At 63.4% G+C, this 18,884-nt stretch carries 22 protein-coding genes; 14 read left to right on the top strand and 8 right to left on the bottom strand.

What is annotated here, in order from left to right; all coding sequences use genetic code 11:
- Positions 1–77: 77 nt before the first annotated feature.
- Complete coding sequence (locus WCL58_RS05645; RefSeq protein ID WP_087762155.1) at positions 78–947, top strand: LysR substrate-binding domain-containing protein; 870 nt, start codon at positions 78–80, stop codon at positions 945–947.
- On the opposite strand, the gene sseA is transcribed toward WCL58_RS05645, so the two are convergent.
- On the bottom strand, positions 944–1,789 hold the full coding sequence (gene sseA / locus WCL58_RS05640) for a 3-mercaptopyruvate sulfurtransferase (protein ID WP_336850779.1): 846 nt from the start codon (positions 1,787–1,789) through the stop codon (positions 944–946). The genes WCL58_RS05645 and sseA overlap by 4 nt on opposite strands.
- A gap of 106 nt (positions 1,790–1,895) precedes the next feature.
- Here sseA and WCL58_RS05635 point away from each other — a divergent pair, with 106 nt between their 5' ends.
- Positions 1,896–2,318, top strand: a complete 423-nt coding sequence (locus WCL58_RS05635) for an NUDIX hydrolase (RefSeq protein ID WP_336850699.1) — start codon at positions 1,896–1,898, stop codon at positions 2,316–2,318.
- Here WCL58_RS05635 and WCL58_RS05630 read toward each other — a convergent pair.
- Complete coding sequence (locus WCL58_RS05630; protein ID WP_070914033.1) at positions 2,306–3,745, bottom strand: aminotransferase-like domain-containing protein; 1,440 nt, start codon at positions 3,743–3,745, stop codon at positions 2,306–2,308. The two genes, WCL58_RS05635 and WCL58_RS05630, sit on opposite strands and share 13 nt — an antisense overlap.
- A gap of 180 nt (positions 3,746–3,925) precedes the next feature.
- Here WCL58_RS05630 and WCL58_RS05625 point away from each other — a divergent pair, with 180 nt between their 5' ends.
- The 3 genes from WCL58_RS05625 (at position 3,926) to WCL58_RS05615 (ending at position 6,100) form a co-directional block, all read left to right on the top strand.
- Entirely contained in the window at positions 3,926–4,108 is a 183-nt protein-coding gene (locus WCL58_RS05625) for a DUF1127 domain-containing protein (RefSeq protein WP_060421155.1), read from the top strand.
- A gap of 9 nt (positions 4,109–4,117) precedes the next feature.
- Complete coding sequence (locus WCL58_RS05620; RefSeq protein WP_336850698.1) at positions 4,118–4,741, top strand: glutathione S-transferase family protein; 624 nt, start codon at positions 4,118–4,120, stop codon at positions 4,739–4,741.
- 228 nt (positions 4,742–4,969) lie between these two features.
- Positions 4,970–6,100 carry a Gfo/Idh/MocA family protein gene (locus WCL58_RS05615; protein WP_336850697.1) on the top strand — a complete coding sequence of 377 codons (1,131 nt, stop codon included), beginning with the start codon at positions 4,970–4,972 and terminating at the stop codon, positions 6,098–6,100.
- Between the two features lie 102 nt (positions 6,101–6,202).
- Here WCL58_RS05615 and WCL58_RS05610 read toward each other — a convergent pair whose 3' ends face one another.
- The 3 genes from WCL58_RS05610 to WCL58_RS05600 are packed head-to-tail and all read right to left on the bottom strand — an operon-like array spanning position 6,203 to position 9,333.
- Entirely contained in the window at positions 6,203–8,074 is a 1,872-nt protein-coding gene (locus WCL58_RS05610; protein WP_169318165.1) for an amidohydrolase, read from the bottom strand.
- A gap of 21 nt (positions 8,075–8,095) precedes the next feature.
- A complete protein-coding gene (locus tag WCL58_RS05605) occupies positions 8,096–8,641 on the bottom strand; it encodes an antibiotic biosynthesis monooxygenase (protein ID WP_197757477.1) in 546 nt (181 codons plus the stop codon).
- 47 nt (positions 8,642–8,688) lie between these two features.
- Complete coding sequence (locus WCL58_RS05600; protein ID WP_004939390.1) at positions 8,689–9,333, bottom strand: hydrolase; 645 nt, start codon at positions 9,331–9,333, stop codon at positions 8,689–8,691.
- A 140-nt stretch (positions 9,334–9,473) separates the two neighbouring features.
- Here WCL58_RS05600 and WCL58_RS05595 point away from each other — a divergent pair, with 140 nt between their 5' ends.
- The 9 genes from WCL58_RS05595 to WCL58_RS05555 all read left to right on the top strand — a co-directional run bounded on the left by WCL58_RS05595 (position 9,474) and on the right by WCL58_RS05555 (position 17,220).
- On the top strand, positions 9,474–10,385 hold the full coding sequence (locus WCL58_RS05595) for a LysR substrate-binding domain-containing protein (RefSeq protein ID WP_049200980.1): 912 nt from the start codon (positions 9,474–9,476) through the stop codon (positions 10,383–10,385).
- A 44-nt stretch (positions 10,386–10,429) separates the two neighbouring features.
- The gene (locus WCL58_RS05590; RefSeq protein ID WP_100396113.1) at positions 10,430–10,798 is read left to right on the top strand and encodes a cell envelope integrity TolA C-terminal domain-containing protein; all 369 of its coding nucleotides are present in this window, start codon (positions 10,430–10,432) and stop codon (positions 10,796–10,798) included.
- 140 nt (positions 10,799–10,938) lie between these two features.
- On the top strand, positions 10,939–11,415 hold the full coding sequence (locus tag WCL58_RS05585; protein ID WP_049200976.1) for an OsmC family protein: 477 nt from the start codon (positions 10,939–10,941) through the stop codon (positions 11,413–11,415).
- An 89-nt stretch (positions 11,416–11,504) separates the two neighbouring features.
- Complete coding sequence (locus WCL58_RS05580; RefSeq protein WP_197827196.1) at positions 11,505–12,536, top strand: fatty acid desaturase; 1,032 nt, start codon at positions 11,505–11,507, stop codon at positions 12,534–12,536.
- Between the two features lie 40 nt (positions 12,537–12,576).
- Positions 12,577–13,506 (top strand): glycine betaine ABC transporter substrate-binding protein OsmF, encoded by a 930-nt coding sequence (gene osmF / locus WCL58_RS05575; RefSeq protein ID WP_180548264.1) that lies wholly within the window; start codon positions 12,577–12,579, stop codon positions 13,504–13,506.
- Between the two features lie 61 nt (positions 13,507–13,567).
- Complete coding sequence (locus tag WCL58_RS05570) at positions 13,568–14,728, top strand: ABC transporter permease (RefSeq protein WP_046686654.1); 1,161 nt, start codon at positions 13,568–13,570, stop codon at positions 14,726–14,728.
- Entirely contained in the window at positions 14,725–15,660 is a 936-nt protein-coding gene (locus WCL58_RS05565) for an ABC transporter ATP-binding protein (RefSeq protein WP_033637623.1), read from the top strand. Before WCL58_RS05570 ends, WCL58_RS05565 begins: the two co-directional genes overlap by 4 nt.
- On the top strand, positions 15,657–16,430 hold the full coding sequence (locus tag WCL58_RS05560) for an ABC transporter permease (protein ID WP_147839573.1): 774 nt from the start codon (positions 15,657–15,659) through the stop codon (positions 16,428–16,430). Before WCL58_RS05565 ends, WCL58_RS05560 begins: the two co-directional genes overlap by 4 nt.
- 28 nt (positions 16,431–16,458) lie before the next feature.
- A complete protein-coding gene (locus WCL58_RS05555) occupies positions 16,459–17,220 on the top strand; it encodes a phosphate/phosphite/phosphonate ABC transporter substrate-binding protein (protein ID WP_080432947.1) in 762 nt (253 codons plus the stop codon).
- Between the two features lie 6 nt (positions 17,221–17,226).
- On the opposite strand, the gene WCL58_RS05550 is transcribed toward WCL58_RS05555, so the two are convergent.
- From WCL58_RS05550 to WCL58_RS05540, 3 genes are all read right to left on the bottom strand, one after another.
- Positions 17,227–17,946 (bottom strand): SDR family oxidoreductase, encoded by a 720-nt coding sequence (locus WCL58_RS05550; RefSeq protein WP_141970102.1) that lies wholly within the window; start codon positions 17,944–17,946, stop codon positions 17,227–17,229.
- A gap of 106 nt (positions 17,947–18,052) precedes the next feature.
- Complete coding sequence (locus WCL58_RS05545) at positions 18,053–18,430, bottom strand: HVO_A0114 family putative DNA-binding protein (RefSeq protein ID WP_049201211.1); 378 nt, start codon at positions 18,428–18,430, stop codon at positions 18,053–18,055.
- A 2-nt stretch (positions 18,431–18,432) separates the two neighbouring features.
- Positions 18,433–18,798: a DUF6516 family protein gene (locus tag WCL58_RS05540; protein WP_336850695.1), complete on the bottom strand. Its 366-nt coding sequence runs from the start codon at positions 18,796–18,798 to the stop codon at positions 18,433–18,435.
- Positions 18,799–18,884: the final 86 nt, after the last annotated feature.

The raw sequence follows: 18,884 nt of genomic DNA, 5'->3' as shown, positions 1-18,884 counted from the left end.
GAGAGCGTGACACGCCATCTTTATCAGTAAAATCGGTATTATTTTGATTGATGGTTCAGAAAATCAGGATGGTCAGCATGGGGCGAATAACGTTCGATCTCGAGGATTTGCGCAGCTTCGTTACCGGCGTCGAACTGGGCAGCTTTGCCAAGGCCGCTGAACGGTTAGGGCGCTCGACTTCTGCGGTCAGCGCCCACCTGAAAAAGCTGGAACAGCAGGTCGGCGCGCCGATCCTGCGCAAGGCCGGGCGCGGCATGGTGATGACCGAGGCGGGGGAAACCCTGCTCGGCTACGCGCGCCGTCTGCTGGAGCTCAATGACGAAGCCGCCGCCGCGGTGCGCGGGTTGGATCTGCAGGGCACGGTGCGGCTGGGGCTGCAGGAGGATTTCGGCGAGACGTTTCTGCCGCAGGTATTAGGCAGCTTCGCGCGCGCCAATCCGAAGGTGCGCATCGAGGCGCGCATCGCCCGCAATGCCGAGCTGATCGACTGGGTGCTGAAAGGCCAGCTGGATCTGTCGCTAGCGTGGGATGGCGGTTTGAGCACGCCGTTTCATCAGGCGCTGGGGCAGCGGCAGCTGCACTGGATCGCCTCGCCCGGCTTCGCGCTGGCGCCCTGGCGGGAAGGGGATGAGCCGCTTTCGCTGGTGATGTTCGACGCGCCTTGCCTGATGCGCAGCGCGGCGACGCAGGCGCTGGATCGCGCCGGCATTCCCTGGCGCATCGCCTTTACCAGCCGCAGCCTGAACGGCATTTGGGCGGCGGTGAATGCCGGGTTGGGCGTTACGGTGCGCACGGCGGCGGGTTTGCCGCCCGGCCTGGCGCCGCTGGCGCCCGAACTGCTGCCCGCTCTCGGCCAGCTCGGCGTGGTGCTGCACCGCGCCGAGGATCAGCCTTCCGCCGCCGTGCAGCGGCTGGCGCAGATCGTGGTCGAGCGGATAGGCACTTAATCTTTAGCGATAGGCTGCTTGCCGCTCAGCTGGCCCCATTCGCTCCAGGCGCCGTCATACAGCTTGACCTGCGGCGCGCCGAGCGACAGCAGGCCGAACGCCAGCACCGCTGCCGTCACGCCGGAGCCGCAGCTGGTGATGATCGGCCCGTTGATGTCCACGCCCTTGTCGCTGAAGGTTTGGCGCAGCGCCTCCAGCGATTTGAAGCGGCCGTTCTCCAGCAGCTCGCCGTACGGAATGTTGATGCTGCCGGGAATATGGCCGCGGTGCAGGCCGGGGCGCGGCTCCGGCGCTTCGGCATAAAAGCGCGGCGCGGCGCGCGCGTCGAGAATTTGCACCGGCGTGCCTAACGCCTGTTCCACTTGCCGCATATCCACCACCGCGTCGGCGTTGAACCGGGCGTTGAACGTCTGCGGCTCAGGCTGCGCCGGGCCGGTCTCCAGCGCTTGGCCCAGCGCGGTCCAGCCGTTCAGCCCTTCGTCCAGCACGTAAACATGCCGGGCGCCGAAATTGCGGAAGGTCCACCAGCCGCGCGGCGCGGAGAACTGGTTGCCCTCATCGTAAATCACCAGGGTGTCGTGCTCGCTGATGCCCAGCTTGCCCACCGCCACGCCAAACTCCGCCGCCGTCGGCAGCATGTGCGGCAGCGCGGTGTTTTTGTCCGCCACCTCGTCGATATCGAAATAGACCGCGCCAGGGATATGGCCGCGTTCGAACTCGGCAAGCATGTCTTTCTTCGGCGTCAGCCCGACCGGCGACATCCGGACGTCGATCACCACCAGATTTTCATCGTTGATATGCTGCGCAAGCCATTGGGGAGTCACCAGAAACGGAGAGTTCATCGTCATTGTTCGCCTGTTGTGAAAACGGATTTTCACTATACACCAGGCCGCGCGGGGATGAAGTATGATGTTCAGTCAAAGAGGATGGGCGGGGAGCGGAGAAAACATGACGGATCAGGCGTTTGGCGGGGCCAAGATCGCGCTGCTGTGCGACGATCGCTTGCTGGTTTACCAGCGGGACGACAAACCGGGCATTCCGTGGCCCGGCCAGTGGGATCTGCCCGGCGGCGGGCGGGAAAACGGCGAAACGCCGCTGCAGTGCGTGCAGCGGGAGACGCAGGAAGAATTCGGCGTGGCGATCGCCGAATGCCAGGTGACCTGGCGGCGGCGCTACGACGGCATCCTGCCCGGCTCCCCGCCGACCTGGTTTATGGCCGGCGAGATCGCCTCGGCGCAGATCGCCGCCATTCGCTTCGGCGACGAGGGCCAGCGCTGGCAGATGATGCCGGTGGCGCAGTTTATTCACCATCCGCAGGGCATCGAACATCTGCGCCGCCGGGTGGCGGAGTTTTTGCTTCAGTCCGTCTGAGGTTGCAACACGCCGCTCGGCATCAGCCGCTGGATGGTGGCGCCGACCCGCTGCACCGCCTGTTCGATCTCCGCCGTCAGCTTAGGCGCATAGTTGATGCGCAGGCAGTTGCGGTATTTGCCGGCGGCGGAAAAGATGCTGCCGACGGCGATCTGCACGCCCTGCGGTTCGAGATGGCGGTTCAGCCGCAGGGTGTCGAACGCCTCGTCCAGTTCGATCCACAGCATAAAGCCGCCGCGCGGCCGGCTGACGCGGGTGCCGGCCGGGAAGTGCTTCAGGATAAGGTCGGTCATGCGGTCGCGGTTCTGCTGGTAGCGGGCACGCATGCGCCGCAGGTGCTGCAGATAGTGCCCGCCGCGGATAAATTCGGCGATCGCCAACTGCGGCTGGGTGGCGGTGGCGCCGGAGCCGATGAACTTCATGTGCAGCACCCGCTCCAGGTAGCGGCCAGGTGCGATCCAGCCCACCCGCAGCCCCGGCGCCAGCGTTTTGGAAAACGAGCTGCACAGCAGCACGCGGCCGTCTTCGTCGAACGACTTGATGGTGCGCGGCCGCGGGTAGTGATAGGCGATGTCGCCGTAGACGTCGTCCTCGATGATCGCCGCGTCGTGGCGCTGCGCCAGCGTCAGCAGCCGCTGTTTGTGGGCGTCGGGCATGATGTAGCCCAGCGGATTGTTGCAGTTGGGCGTCAGCAGGATGGCCTTGACCGGCCACTGTTCCAGCGCCATCTCCAGCGCCGCCAGGCTGACGCCGGTGAGCGGATCGGTGGGGATTTCCAGCGCCTTGATACCCAGGCCCTTCAGCGTCTGCATGGTGCCGTGGAAGCAGGGCGAGTCGACCGCCACGATGTCGCCGGGTTGGCAAACGGCGCGCAGCCCGGCGGAGATCGCTTCCTGGCAGCCGGTGGTGATCAGCAACTGATCGGGGCCGATTTGGCAGCCGGAATCCAGCAGCAGGCGGGCAACCTGTTCGCGCAGCGCGGCCACGCCCTGAATGCTGTCGTAATACAGGCTGCGCAGGTCGCCGTGGCGGGCGGCGTTGCGCAGGGCGACGATCAGCGGTTTCATCGTCGGCTCGGCGATATCCGGCATGCCGCGCCCCAGCTGGATCAGGCCCTCGCGCGGCCGGCTGCGCACCAGCTCCAGCACCTGCTCCCATTGCGAAATGTCTACCGGCCGCTGCACCGGCGCTGTCATGGCGGGCAGCTCGGCCTGCGCGCGCTGCGTATGCACGAAGTAGCCCGACTTCGGCCGCGCTTCCACCAGGCGCTGTTCCTCCAGCAGCCGGTAGGCTTGCTGTACCGTACTGATGCTGACGCCGTGCTCCTGGCTCAGCGTGCGCACCGAAGGCAGGCGGTGGCCGGCCGGATACAGACCTTGCTGAATACGTTGGCTGAGAATGGCGGCCAGGGTGGCGTAGCGTGTCATACAGAGGCCTCTTATCGGGATGAATGATTAAAAAACCGGTACAGATTCTTTCAAAGTAAACCATTCAGCGGTTTTTGGGGCGCATCTGTATGAAAAAAATAGCGCCAGCGTGAATCTGTATTGTTTTTCTCCCGGCGAGCATGATGACTGCAACGTGAAAACATCAGGGAGAATAACAACATGGCTCTGTTTTCTGGTACGCCGCTGCGGCGCTCGGTAGGTTGGTCACGCTGGCGTCTCTATCTGCTGCGGCACAGAACGAGAAAGGAGCTGTTACTGTTGAACGACAGGCAGCTGGCGGACATCGGCCTGACGCAGGTGGAAGCCCGGCGTGAAGGCTATAAACCGTTCTGGAAAGAATAAGGAAAACCGATGCTGAGAGTCTTGGGCAAGGCTTCATCGATCAACGTGCGCAAGGTGCTGTGGACCTGCCAGGAGCTGGGGCTGCCGCTGGCGCGGGAGGACTGGGGCAGCGGCTTTCGCTCCACGCAGGAGCCGGCGTTTCTGGTGCTGAACCCGAACGGCCTGGTGCCGGTGCTGATCGACGGCGAGCGGGTGCTGTGGGAGTCGAACACTATTTGCCGCTATCTGGCGGGGCGGGAAGGGCGCCGCGATCTGCTGCCGCAGGAACCCGGCGCGCGTGCGGCGGTGGAGATGTGGATGGACTGGCAGGCCACCGATCTGAACGGCGCCTGGCGCTATGTGTTCATGTCGCGGGTGCGTGGGCATGCGGATTATCAGGATGCCGCCAGCCTGGCCGCCGCCGAGCGTGAGTGGAACCGGCTGATGGGGCTGCTGGACAGGCATTTGGCGCAGCATGGCCCTTATGTCGCCGGCGCCGCTTTCACGCTGGCGGATGTGGTGCTGGGGCTGTCGCTGAATCGCTGGCTGATGACGCCGTTCGAGCGGCCGGATTATGCGGCGCTGGCGGCCTATCAGCAGCGCCTGCTGCAACGCCCCGGCTACGTGCAGCACGGCGCCAACGGTTTACCGTGATATGAAATAAACGGTTCATTTTATCTCACCCGGATACGGCAAGCCGTGTCTGGGCTTTCTGCGTTGCATCATCCCGTCAACGTTTCATGAACGGCATCACGAATATGAACTTTATTTTCCCGCGCGCTTGTTATTGAAATTTATATTCCATATAAACCCGTTATCAGACGGCGCGTTTCATTGAACGGCGCCTGGTTCTACGCAGGATTTCGATCACGGGAGAAAATGATGAAACAGGTACGCGTTGGGTTAATCGGCACCGGTTATATCGGGCGTTGTCACGCTATCGCCTATGCGCAGGCCCCCACGGTCTTTCCTCTGAAAGGGGAGCTGGTGCTGGAGATGCTGGCGGAAGTGACGCCCGAGCTGGCGGCGCAGCGCGCCGGCGAGTTCGGTTTTGCGCGTTCGACCGGCGATTGGCGTCAGCTGGTGGCCGATCCGGCGATCGACGTGGTGGACATCTGCGCGCCCAACTTCTTGCACAAAGAGATGGCGCTGGAGGCGATCCGCCACGGCAAGCACGTGTATTCGGAAAAGCCGCTGGCGCTGGACGCCGCAGACGCGGCGGAGATGGTGCAGGCCGCCCGCGCCAAAGGCGTGAAAACGCTGGTCGGTTTCAACTACATGAAGAACCCGACCAGCCAGCTGGCGCGCGAGATCATCGCCAACGGCGAAATCGGTGAGGTGGTGCATTTTTACGGCACCCACAATGAGGATTATCTGGCCGACCCGCGCACGCCGATTGACTGGCACTGCCGCCGCGCCAGCGCTGGGCTGGGTGCGTTGGGGGATCTGGCGGCGCATATCGTCAACATGGCGCACTACCTGGTGGGCGATATCGTGGCGGTCTCCGGTGATATGCAGACCGTGATCAAACAGCGCCCGGATCCGCAAGACCCGGCGCGCCTGCTGCCGGTGGAAAACGAAGATCAGGCCAGCGCGCTGCTGCGCTTCGCCGGCGGGGCGATGGGCACTCTCGAAACCTCGCGCATCGCCTGCGGGCGCAAGATGGGGCTGACCTATGTGGTCACCTGCACTAAAGGCACGCTGAGCTATACCCAGGAACGGATGGCGGAGCTGAAACTGTATCGGCACGATGAGCCGGCGGAGCGGCAGGGGTTCAAAACGCTGTTGGTAGGGCCGAAGCACCCGGACTACGCGGCGTTCTGCATCAGCGCCGGGCACGGCATCGGCTTTAACGATCAGAAGACGGTGGAGATCCGCGATCTGGTCAACGGCATCGCCGCGGGCGATCGCATGTGGCCGGACTTTGAAGAAGGCTGGAAGGTGTCTTGCGTGCTGGATGCGATAGCCGCCTCCGCCGAGCAGCGGCGCTGGCTGGAGATCAACCGCGATTGAAAATGAAATGGCGCTCTCCCGTGGACAGCGCCATTAATTTGTTATTTTGCTAACTTAATATCTTATTAAGCTAGTTGCATAGTAAGTTGCTGACCTGGCAGCTTAGAACGAGAAGCACGAACAGCCGAACGCGCCCCAGAAGGCATTTTCATCCGACACCGGGATGCTGGAGCGGCGCGCAATGTCATGCTGATGTGCGTGTACACCGCACGGGCCACAGCATTGGTGCGCCTGGCTCAGCACGCCGACTTTGGCTACCGCCGACGGCGGCGCGGAGCGGTAATGACCCGGCACCTGGGTAACCGGCGACCACTCCGGCAGCACCGGCAGCGGCGGCGGCGCCAGCGGCGAGAAGCTGCCGGCGGCGTAGACCACCTTGCCATCCACCACCGTCATCACCGACTCTATGCCTTTGATCTGCTCTTCCGGCACGCTGAAATAGTCCTGCGACAGCACCGCCACATCCGCCAGCTGGCCGACCTTGATCTGGCCTTTCTTGCCCTGTTCGGTGGAGAACCAGGCGCTGCCTTGCGTCCACAGCATCAGCGCCGTTTCGCGATCCAGCCGGGCGCTGTCGTCGTACATCGCCATGCCGCCGACGGTGCGGCCGGAAACCAGCCAGTACAGCGCCGTCCACGGGTTGTAGCTGGCGACGCGGGTGGCGTCGGTGCCCAGTCCGACCGGCAGCTCGGCCGCCAGCATTTTCGCCACCGGCGGCGTATGTTTGGTGGCTTCGATGCCGTAGCGGTCAGCGAAATACTCGCCCTGGAACGCCATGCGGTGCTGCACCGCAATGCCGCCGCCCAATGCCTTGACCCGCTCGATATTGCGCTCGGTAATGGTTTCGGCGTGGTCGAACAGCCAGTGCAGCCCGTTGAACGGAATGTCGCGGTTCACCTTCTCGAACACGTCCAGCATGCGGCTGATGGACTCGTCATAGGTGGCGTGCAGGCGGAACGGCCAACGGTGCTCGACCAGATGACGCACCACCCGCTCCAGCTCGTCTTCGGTGCCCGGCGGCAGATCCGGGCGCGGCTGCAGGAAGTCTTCGAAGTCGGCGGCGGAGAACACCAGCATCTCGCCGGCGCCGTTGTGGCGATAGAAGTCGGTACCCTGACCCGGCTTGAGCATGTCGGTCCACAGCTCGAAGTCTTCCAGCTCCTGCTTCGGCCGCTGGGTGAACAGGTTATAGGCGATGCGGAGGGTCAGCTGCTTTTTCTCGTGCAGCTCGGCGATCACCTGATAATCCTCCGGGTAGTTCTGGAAGCCGCCGCCGGCGTCGATGGCGCTGGTGAGGCCCAGACGGTTCAGCTCGCGCATAAACTGGCGGGTGGAATTAACCTGCTGTTCCAGCGGTAGCTTCGGCCCTTTCGCCAGCGTGGCGTACAGGATCATGGCGTTGGGCTTGGCGATCAGCATGCCGGTCGGGTTGCCGTTGGCGTCGCGCTGGATCTCGCCGCCCGGCGGGTTCGGCGTGTCTTTGGTGTAGCCGACCACCTTCAGCGCCGCGCGGTTGAGCAGCGCGCGATCGTAGAGGTGCAGAATGAACACCGGCGTGTCCGGCGCCGCCTGGTTGATCTCGTCCAGCGTCGGCATGCGGCGCTCGGCGAACTGGAATTCGGTCCAGCCGCCGACCACCCGTACCCACTGCGGGTTCGGCGTGCGCAGCGCCTGTTCTTTCAACATGCGCAGGGCGTCGGCCAGCGAAGGCACGCCTTCCCAGCGCAGCTCCAGGTTATAGTTCAGGCCGCCGCGGATCAGGTGCAGGTGCGAGTCGTTCAGGCCCGGAATTGCGGTGTGGCCGTGCAGATCGATCACCTGGGTTTCCGGCCCGGCGTGCTGCATGACTTCGCTTTCGCTACCGACCGCCAGAAACTTGCCGTCGCGGATGGCGACCGCCTGTGCGGTGGGATTTTGGCGATCGACGGTGTGAAACTTGCCGTTGGTGATGATCAATGAAGCGTGGTGGTTCATAACATTCTCCCGGCGAACCGCCTAGCGGCGGGTCAGCCATTGATGAAAAACGCGAGTCACGATAGGCATCCACAGGTACACCACCAGGGCGACTACGGTGGCGTCATTGAGAAAATGGCCGAGCAGCGTGCCGTCCTGCTGCGGCAGCACCACCCCCCAAAACCAGGGCACCAGATTGGTGGAAGGGAAAATCACCAGCAGGGTGATGATGAACTGCTTCCACTGGGGCGGCTGGCGCACGCCGGGGTTGGGCGGGGTAAACCAGAACTCCGCGCCGGGGCGGATCTCGATATGGTCGCTCTCCAGCAGCAGCGGGGTGACTTCTTCGATGTATTGCTTGCGCAGCGGCGAGTGGATCCAGCGGTACAGGTTGTCGAGGTTGTCGAAGCGGACCAACACCGTATAGGCCTGTTCGTCGCCGGAAGGGCGAATCACGTTGACGCCCAAATGGCCGGGGAAGCCCGCGGCGTCGGGCATGATGCGGTTCAGCCAGGCCTCATAGGCCTGCTCGTTCCCCGGCGCCAAACGGTGGGTGATCACCAGCGTGACATGCTGCGGATGGGCCATAAAACCGACTCCTGAAAATACCCCGGCGCAGGGCCGGGGCAAGGGGATTATTTCACCGTGCGAGCCGGTGCGTGGTGCACCATGGTGTAAGCGTAGTCGACGCCCATGCCGTACGCGCCGCTGTGTTCGCGCACCAGCGCCATCACCGCGTCGTAGGTATCTTTGCGCGCCCAGTCGCGCTGGTACTCCAGCAGCACTTGCTGCCAGGTCACCGGCACGGCGCCGGCCTGCACCATGCGGTCGATCGAACGCTCGTGCGCATCGACGGAGGTGCCGCCGGAGGTGTCGGTCACCACATACACTTCATAGCCGGCTTCCAGCGCCATCAGTGCCGGGAAGGTCAGACACACTTCGGTCCACAGCGCGGAGATCACCAGCTTTTTGCGGCCGGTAGCTTCCACGGCTTTAACGAAGGCCGCGTCTTCCCAGGAGTTCATCGAGGTGCGTTCAATCGGGGTGATTTCAGGGTGTACCGCCAGCAGTTCCGGCCAGATATAGCCGCTGAAGCTTTCGGTTTCTACCGAGGTGAAAAGGGTGGGGACGTTGAAAATCTTGCCCGCCTTCGCCAAACCAACAACGTTGTTTTTCAGTTGCTGACGATCAATATTAGCCACGCCGAAGGCCATTTGCGGTTGATGATCGATAAAAATCAGTGCGGAGTTGTCTTTATCAAGCAGTTGAAACTTGGACATAATTTACCTTCCCAGTGATATTTCGGTTGAACATCTGATGAGTGTAACGCCGATAAAACGCATGGTAGGCAGAGGGCGATTTCAAAGATACCGCAGAATTTTTGCCGACTTGTTGAGTTTTTTTATACACGGGAGAAAGCATGAGATTAAACCTGGAAGCGCTGCTGATTTTGGACGCGCTGGACCGACACGGATCTTTCGCCGCCGCGGCCGCCGCACTGTTTAAAACCCCTTCGGCACTCAGCTATATGGTGCAAAAGCTGGAGAACGATCTCGACATCACCTTGCTGGACCGCTCCGGCCACCGGGCGAAGTTCACCGATACCGGCAAGCTGATGCTGGAAAAAGGCCGGGTACTGCTGCGGGCGGCGCAGGATCTGGAGCAGCAGGCGCGCTACGTGGAGAACGGCTGGGAAAGCGAGATCACGCTCGGGATCGACGCCTCATTCCCGTTCGCCCGCCTGTTGCCACTGATCGACGAGTTCTATCGGCAACATCATCATACCCGGCTGCGTTTCAGCCATGAGGTGCTGGCCGGCTCCTGGGAATCGCTGGTTTATGGCTGCGCCGACATTATCATCGGCGCCATCTGCGAGCCACCGTCGCGGGTGGGCTATGCGTTCAGCCGGCTGGGGCAGCTGGATTACGTGTTCGCCGTCGCGCCGCAGCATCCGCTGGCGACGCTGCCGGAACCGTTGCCGAAGGACGAAATCCGTCAGCACCGGGCGGTGGTGGTGCGCGATACCTCGCGGGTCAACGCGCCGCAGAGCCTGAACCTGCTCGAAGAGCAGGATACGCTGACGGTCTTCGGCTTCGACGCCAAGCTGCAGGCGCAGTTGGCCGGGTTGGGCTGCGGCTATCTGCCGCGTTCTCTGGCAGAACCTTACCTGAACAGCGGCGAACTGGTGGCGAAACGCGTGGAATCTGAGCGCTGCAGCGACGTTGCCTATTTCGGCTGGCGGGAAAGCGCCAGCGGTCTGGCGGCCAAGTGGTGGCGCGAGCGGCTGCAGCGTTACGCGGATGACGGCGAGGCTTACCCGGCGGCGCAGTGAGGGCCGCGCGATAAGGATAAATCCCCCCAATAAGGACATAGGGAATGAAAAAGACACTAAGCCTGTTGGCGCTGTTGCTGTTAAGCGGCTGCGGCGCCGGGCGTCAGGCCGGCATCCCGTTGCCGGAGCCGCAGGCCGAGGCGCAGGCCACGGTGCCGCTCAGCTATCCGGTGCGGGTGCATAACGCGGTGAGCCGCGAACTGCGTTTGCCTGAACGCGCGCGCGGCCAACGCTGCACCATCAGCATTCGGCTGCGGCCGGACGGCAAGCTGGCGAGCAGCAAGATCGTAAGAGGCGACGCGCCTCTGTGCTCAGCGGCGAGTGCGGCGGTGCAGCACGCGCAGTTTCCGCCGATGGCCACCGCCACCGAGTACGCGCTGTTCAACGCCGTGGTGCTCGATTTCGTTCCCTGAAGGGATGTGACCGACGGGCCGCCTGCGCGGCCCGTTTTTTCTCGTTTCGCCGTTTGCGTATTCACGCTTTTCCACCAATAGTGTTTTCCGGGCACGTCTCAAGACGAGGTTGCATTGGCTGGCCAACGGGAGAAAAAGGCATGAAAGGCGAACATCATTATCAGGTGGCGGTCACCTGGCAGGGGAATTTGGGCGCAGGCACCGAGGATTACCGCGCCTACGGGCGCGATCACCTGATCGGCGCCGCGGGCAAGGCAGACATCGCCGGCTCCGCCGATCCGGCCTTCCGCGGCGACGCAACGCGCTGGAACCCGGAAGATTTGCTGGTGGCTTCGCTCAGCGCCTGTCACAAATTATGGTATCTGCATCTGTGCGCCACCTCGGGCATTTCCGTACTGGCCTATCAGGACAACGCCGTCGGGGTGATGCGTGAAGACGCGGCGCGCGGCGGCTTTTTCACCTCGGTGACGCTGCGGCCGCAGGTCACGGTGCGCGACGGCGACGATCTGCAGCTGGCGCAACAGCTGCACGAGAAGGCGCATCACCTGTGCTTTATCGCCAACTCGGTGAATTTCCCGGTGGCCTGCGAACCGCAGGCCGCGTACGCAACCCGCTGAATTTTCACTTAGCTTTGCCATTTTCGTTATTTTGAACGCCGCTACGGCTCGCGGATACTGAGAGAAAATCTCTCACCGCGAGCCGCAGCATGTCCCATGCCCACTATTTGCACCCCGAACAGCGCGAACGAATCAGGCAGCTTTATCGGCGCCGCTATTGGCGAATGGAATTGCCCACCTGGGGGATCATGGCGGCGGTGTACGGCGGCTGGTTCGGCGTGGCGCTGGGGTGGCAAACGCTGGGCCCGTGGCTTGGTGCGCCGCTGTTGATTCTCCTGACCACCTGGTACCTGTCGTTGCAACACGAGCTGATCCACGGCCATCCGACGCGCTGGCCGCGCGTCAATCAGCTGTTCGGCCTGTTGCCGCTGGCGGTGTGGTATCCCTATGGGCTGTATCGCGATTCGCATCTGCGCCACCACCGCAACGACCACCTGACCGATCCGCACGAAGATCCCGAAAGCTATTACTTCAGCGCCGCGCAGTGGCGGCGCTATCCCCGCCTGTTGCCGCTGCTGACCGCCGTGCGCAATACGCTGATCGGCCGGGTGCTCCTCGGCCCGGCGTTGGATATCGCCGCGACCCTGGCCGGGGCGGTGAAAGCGCTTGCCGCCGGGGAGTGGCGTACCTGGATGATGTGGGGAGTGCACCTGTCGCTGTTGGTGATATTGCTGAACTGGCTGCAGGCGCAGGGTATCGGTGCGGCGTTTTACCTGCTGGCCATCAGCTACCCGGCGCTGGCGCTGACCAAGGTAAGATCGTTTTTTGAGCATCGCGCCGTGGACGCACCGCAGGCACGTTCTATTATTAATGAGGCGGGCTGGCCGTGGCGGCTGCTGTTTCTCAATCTGAACTACCATTTAGTGCATCACGATCTGCCCGGCCTGCCCTGGTACGGTTTGCGCGAAGTCTATCTGGCGGAGCGTGAGGCGTATCAGCGGCGCAGCCAGGGATTTGTCGCGCAGGGCTACGGCGAGTGGCTGCGCGATTACGCCCTGACGCCGATCGACGTTGGCGTGCATCCGTTGCGCGCCGATGAACCGCAGGGAGAAGGCGATGCCCTGCCGACGGAAAAATTTATTGCGCGCTGGAAGCGTGTTTCTCAGGATTTTCCAACCTAACCGGCCCATGAGCCGGAAAACATATAACCAGAGGAAAAGTATGGCAATCACCTTATCACGCGGACGTTCCTTTGCCGTCGCGCTGGCCCTGCTGGCCACCGGCGGTCTGGCGCAGGCGGCCGACTCGGTGCGCGTCGGCTCCAAGATCGATACCGAAGGTTCGCTGCTCGGCAACCTCATCGTGCAGGTGCTGGAAGCCAACGGCATCAAGACCACCAACAAGCTGCAGCTCGGCACCACCAAGGTGCTGCGCGGCGCCATCACCTCCGGCGAGATCGACATCTATCCGGAATACACCGGCAACGGCGCGTTTTTCTTCTCCGATGAGAAAGATCCGGCGTGGAAGAACGCCCAGGCCGGCTTCGAGAAGGTGAAGCAGCTCGACTACGACAAAAACAAAATCGTCTGGCTGGACGCGGCGCCGGCCAACAACACCTGGACCATCGCCATTCGTCAGGACGTGGCGCAGGCCAACCATCTGAAAACGCTGGCGGATCTCGGCAAGTGGATCAACGGCGGCGGCAAGTTCAAGCTGGCGGCCTCGGCGGAATTTATTGAGCGGCCGGATGCGCTGCCGGCGTTCCAGAACGCCTACGGTTTCAAACTGAATCAGGATCAGCTGCTGTCCCTAGCCGGCGGTGACACGGCGGTGACCATCAAGGCGGCGGCGGAGCAGACCTCCGGCGTCAACGCGGCGATGGCCTACGGCACCGATGGCCCGGTGGCGGCGCTGGGGCTGCAGACGCTGGCGGACCCGAAAGGCGTACAGCCGATCTACGCGCCGGCGCCGATCGTGCGCGAAGCGGCGTTGAAGGCGCACGCCAATCTGCCTGAGCTGCTCAAGCCGGTATTCGCCTCGCTGGACGGGCCGACGCTGCAAAAACTCAACGCGCAGATCGCCGTGGAAGGCCAGGACGCCAAACAGGTGGCGGCCGCTTACCTGAAAGAGAAAGGGTTTGTTAAGGGATAATGCCGAGGTGCCCCCTCTGCCGTCGGGAGAGGGGGTAAACCGAGGGAGCCGGAGCGTTTCTTTGACTATCGCCGTAAAACATCGCGTCTTGTTGACGCTGTTCATGCTGTTGCTGCTGGCCGCGTTCGGCCTGCCGTTCCTCAGTTATGCCCCCAATCGCCTGTTGTCGGGCAAAAGCCTCTCCTTGTTCTCCCTGCTGCACGGCCCGGCGCTGTGGCTGCTGTTGCCGCTGGCGGCATTGGCGATCCTCAGCCTGTTGCCGCCGACGCGGGGGCGGGCGCTGCTGGCGGCGCTGGCCGCCTGCGGGGTGCTGACGCTGGCCTTCTGGATCAGCGGGCAGGCCGCCGAACGCCTGGCGCAGGAGGGATCGCGCCTGGCGCGCACCTCCTGGGGCAGCGGATGCTGGCTGACGATGGCGCTGAGCCTGCTGATCGCCGCCGACGCCATGGCGCGCCTCACCGCGTCGCACCTGTGGCGCATGCTGGGCAACGCGCTGGTGCTGGTGCCGCCGGCGCTGCTGTTGTTCGGGCATCAGCTCGATCAGCTGTCGCTGCTGAAGGAGTACCACAATCGCCAGGAGGTGTTTGACGCCGCGCTGCTGCAGCACCTGACGATTCTGCTGGCGACGATGGCGCCGGCGCTGGCGATCGGCGTGCCGCTCGGGGTGCTGTGTTTTCGCTCCGAACGCTGGCAGCGGCCGATTTTCTCCGCGCTGAACATTATCCAGACCGTGCCGTCCATCGCGCTGTTCGGCCTGCTGATCGCGCCATTGGCGGGGCTGGCGACGGCGGTGCCCTGGCTGGCGGAGCACGGCGTCAGCGGCATCGGCATGGCGCCGGCGATCGTGGCGCTGGTGCTGTACGCGCTGTTGCCGCTGGTGCGCAGCGTGGTGGCGGGGCTGCAAAGCGTGCCGGCCGGGGTGATCGAATCCGCCACCGGCATGGGGCTGACGCGCGGGCAGATCTTCCTGCGCGTGCAGCTGCCGTTGGCGCTGCCGCTGTTCCTGACCGGCGTGCGCATCCTGGCGGTGCAAACCGTCGGCATGGCGGTGGTGGCGGCGCTGATCGGCGCCGGCGGCTTTGGCGCCATCGTGTTCCAGGGGCTGCTCAGCAGCGCGCTGGATCTGGTTTTGCTGGGGGTGATCCCGGTGGTCATGATGGCGGTCATCGTCGATTCGCTGTTTAAATTTTGGGTTTCAATCCTGGACGTATCGCGCCGATGATTCACTTTGAGCAAGTCAGCAAAATTTTTCAGGGCAAGCCGGCGGTCGACGATCTCACGCTGCACATCGCCGAGGGCGAATTCACCGTGTTGATCGGCACCTCGGGTTCCGGCAAATCCACGACGTTAAAAATGATCAATCGCCTGATCGAACACGATCGGGGCAAGATTCTCTTTGCCGGCGAAGAGATCCAGTCGTTCAAACCGCAGGATCTGCGGCGGCGCATGGGCTATGCGATCCAGTCGATCGGCCTGTTCCCGCACTGGACGGTGGAGGAGAACATCGCCACCGTGCCGCAGCTGCTGAAATGGCCGCGCGCGCGCATTCGCGATCGGGTGACCGAACTGCTGGAGCTGTTGCATCTGGAGCCGGATCTGTTTCGCCGCCGCTACCCGCATCAGCTGTCCGGCGGGCAGCAGCAGCGGGTGGGGGTGGCGCGCGCGCTGGCCGCCGATCCCGAGGTGTTGCTGATGGACGAACCGTTCGGCGCGCTGGATCCGGTTACCCGTGCGGCGCTGCAGGCGGAGATCGCGCGCATCCATCAGCTCTCCGGCCGCACCATCGTGCTGGTGACGCACGACATCGATGAAGCGCTGGGCTTGGCGGATCGCCTGGTGCTGCTCGATCAGGGGCGGGTGGTGCAACAGGGCACGCCGCTGGCGCTGCTGACCGCGCCGGCCAACGACTTCGTGCGGGATTTCTTCGGGCGCAGCGATCGCGGCATCAAGCTGCTGTCGCTGGGAACGGTGGCGGAGCGGGTGCGGCCCGGCGCCGCCGAGGGCGAACCGATCGCCGCCGCCATGAGCCTGCGCGAGGCGCTGTCGGTGTTTGTGGCGCGCGGCAGCGACTGCCTGCCGGTGGTGGATGAACGGGGCGAAGCGTTGGGGGTGTTGCACTTTAACGATCTGATCGCCGGGCAGGCGCTGTCATGAGCGGGCGCGTCTGGCGCCTGTTGCGCGATCCGCTGCCCTGGACGCTGGCGCTGCTGTTGGCGCTGGTGTTCGGCATGGATCATCTGCGCGGCCTGTTCGCCGCCTGGTTCCCCGATCTGGAGCGGCCCATTTATCAGCAGGACAGCTTTATCGCGCTGGTGGGGGCGCACCTGTCGCTGGTGGCGATCTCCAGCCTGATCGCGGTGGCTCTCGGCGTGGTGGCCGGCGTGGCCGTCACCCGGCGCAGCGGTCGGGAGTTTCGTTCGCTGGTGGAAACGGTGGTGGCGGTGGGGCAGACCTTCCCGCCGGTGGCGGTGCTGGCGGTAGCGGTGCCGGTGATGGGCTTCAGCGAACAGCCGGCGATCATTGCGCTGGTGCTGTACGGCCTGCTGCCGATCCTGCAGGGCACGCTGGCGGGCATCGAATCGGTGCCGCCCGCCACGCGCGAGATTGCCCGCGGCGTGGGGATGAGCGCCTGGCAAATTCTGTGGCGGGTCGAATTGCCGCTGGCGGCGCCGGTGATCGTCGCCGGGATCCGCACGTCGGTGATCATCAACATCGGCACGGCGGCCATCGCTTCCACCGTCGGCACCAAAACCCTCGGCTCGCCGATCATCATCGGTCTGAGCGGGTTTAACACCGCCTATGTGATCCAGGGCGCGGCGGTGGTGGCGTTGTTGGCTATTATCACCGATATGCTGTTCGAACGTTGGGTGCGTTATCTCACCGCCTGGCGTCAGCAGACGCTGGCGTCCACTCCGGCGGGGTAAGGGGGAAATGATGCAGGTGTCTCTACCGATGTACGGCGTTGGCCGGGAGCAGGCCGAATCTTTCTGGCAGGTATTGCGCGACAAGCTGCTGCGGCTGGGGCTGCCGGCGGCGCCGGAGCGGCTCAGCTGGCCGGACGATCTGGCGCAGCACTGGCGGCGCGACGATCTGCTGCTCAGCCAAACCTGCGGTTATCCGTTGGTCAGCACCCTGTCGCAGGTGCAGCTGATCGGCACCTACCATTACCGGGTTGAAGGGTGCGACGGGCCGAATTACCGCAGTTGGCTGGTGGTGCGTGCGGGCGATCCCGGCGAACGGCTGGCGGATTTTCGCGGCCGGACGGTGGCTTATAACAGCACCGATTCCCAGTCCGGCTACAACGGCCTGCGCGCGCTGATCGCGCCGTTGGCGCAGGACGGGAAATTCTTCGGTGCGGCGATGGCCTCCGGCGCGCATTATCAGTCGCTGAAGCTGATCCGCAGCGGGCAGGCGGATATCGCCGCCATCGATTCGATCAGCATGGAACTGCTGCGTCGCGCGCAGCCGCAGGCGTTGGAGGGGCTGAAAATCATCGGCCGCACGGCGGCGGTGCCCGGCCTGCCGCTGATCACCGCGGCGGGTACGCCGCCGGAACAGGTGGAAATCCTGCGCGCCGGCGCCCGGGCGATGCTGGATGAGGCGGTCAGCGACCGCCTGCTGATCGGCGATTTCAGCCTGGTGCCGCGTTCGGCCTACCAGATTATCACCGTGCTGGAACAGCAGGCCGCCGCGCAGGGCGTGACGGCGCTCTAGCCGCCGTTACAACAGGCCGCCGCCGTCGATGTCGATCACGCTGCCGGTCACGAAGCCGTTCTCCATCGCCAGCAGGTAACCCGCCGCGACGTCGGCCGCCTGGCCGACCCTGCCGACCGGCAGGCTGCCGCCAACCCGTTCGAACAGCGCTTGACGCTGCGCGGCACTCATGCCGTCGTAGGCTTCGGTGGCGGTGATGCCGGGGCTGACTACGTTCACCCGCCGCGGCGCCAGCTCCTTCGCCAGCTGCTTGCCGGCCGCTTCCAGCGCGGCGTTGATGGCGGTTTTGACCAGCTGACCGCCGAGGTATTTACGCGACAGCTGGCCGGAGGTCAGGGTGATGGAGCCCTGCGGCGCCAGCGTCGGTAGCGCCGCCTGCACCGCGCGCAAACTGCCCCAGAATTTGACGTTGAAGTCGGCCTGCGCCCGTTCCAGGGTAGTCTCCGCCAGCGGCTTCGCCTCCACCAGCGGCCCGGCGGTGATCACCAAATGGTCGAAAGCGCCGACGGCGGCAAACAGCGCGTGCAGCGACGCTTCATCGGTCAGATCGGCCTGCATCAGGCGCAGCGCGTCGTTCTTCTCCCTGGCGTGGGGCAGGCGGCGCGAAGCCAGCACCACTTCAGCGCCGCGCGCCGCCGCCGCGTAGGCCACCGCGGCGCCAATACCGCTGGTGCCGCCCAGGATCACCAGTTTCTGTCGTTTCAGAGGGGAATCGGGAATCGTCATGTTAAGGCCTCTTTTAGGGTAAGTTTCAACGGGATCTATCTTTCCTGATTGAAAATGACCTAACAATTGGCCTTGCTGACAAACACTTATTAATATCTTTTAAAGATCACGCAGCGCTAAAGCGGGCATTTAACTTCTGATCCACGATAATTTCGAAATCGGTAAACAGCGCTCGGGGCTTTACCGAGCGCCCCTGTTTTTCCAGTGCCACCAGGCCGTGCCCGCTCAGCGTTTTCAGCGTGGTTGACAGGTTGCTGACCTGCCGACCGGACAGTTCGGCCAGCTGGCTGATGGTCTCGGGGCGGGCGGTGTCGATAAGACGCAGCAGGGCGATATTCTCGTTGCTGAGCACCTGGGCCAGCGCAATCATCGACGTGAACCAGACTTTGGGTTCACGTTCCTGCGGCTGGTATTCTCCTTTCGCGATCGCCAGTATGCGCTTGCGAATCAGTTCTTCGGGCATCACGCCAATCAGTGCTTTCATCATCAACCTCGGTTTTCTCTCTTGCGTATGACTTCGTCTATCCGGGTAAAAAAATCTTCCACCAACTGATAGGCGGAATGAAACTCGTAGGGTAAGCCTTTGTCCGTCGGGGTGTCATGTTGGTGATCGTAAACGACGCGGCCTGAAAATTTACCTTTGCGAGGGGTTTTAATGGCATGCGCGTTATCTATGCCAAAAACCCGGGTATTGTGGTTATCATGCAAGGTCAAATTGTAACGGATGCCGTGAGGGATAAAGGCCGTTTGGGTCACCGTCCAAGCCTCGATTTTCCACCAATAGCCATCCTCACGATTGACCCGCGTGCCGTGCAGGCTAAGGATGTAGTCCAGTCCATTGTGTTCATCCATTGATCAAAGCTCCATTTGTTATGATCTAATCATAACTATTGGGCGTTTTATCGTCAACCCGTTACGCCGTGAAACCGGCTCTCCAA

The sequence above is a fragment of the Serratia sp. TMDUHS_CL genome (assembly GCF_037137105.1).
In the GTDB taxonomy this organism is placed as follows: domain Bacteria; phylum Pseudomonadota; class Gammaproteobacteria; order Enterobacterales; family Enterobacteriaceae; genus Serratia; species Serratia nevei.
The sequence above is the reverse complement of the archived record's forward strand: the minus strand, read 5'-3'. Positions and strand labels throughout refer to the sequence as shown.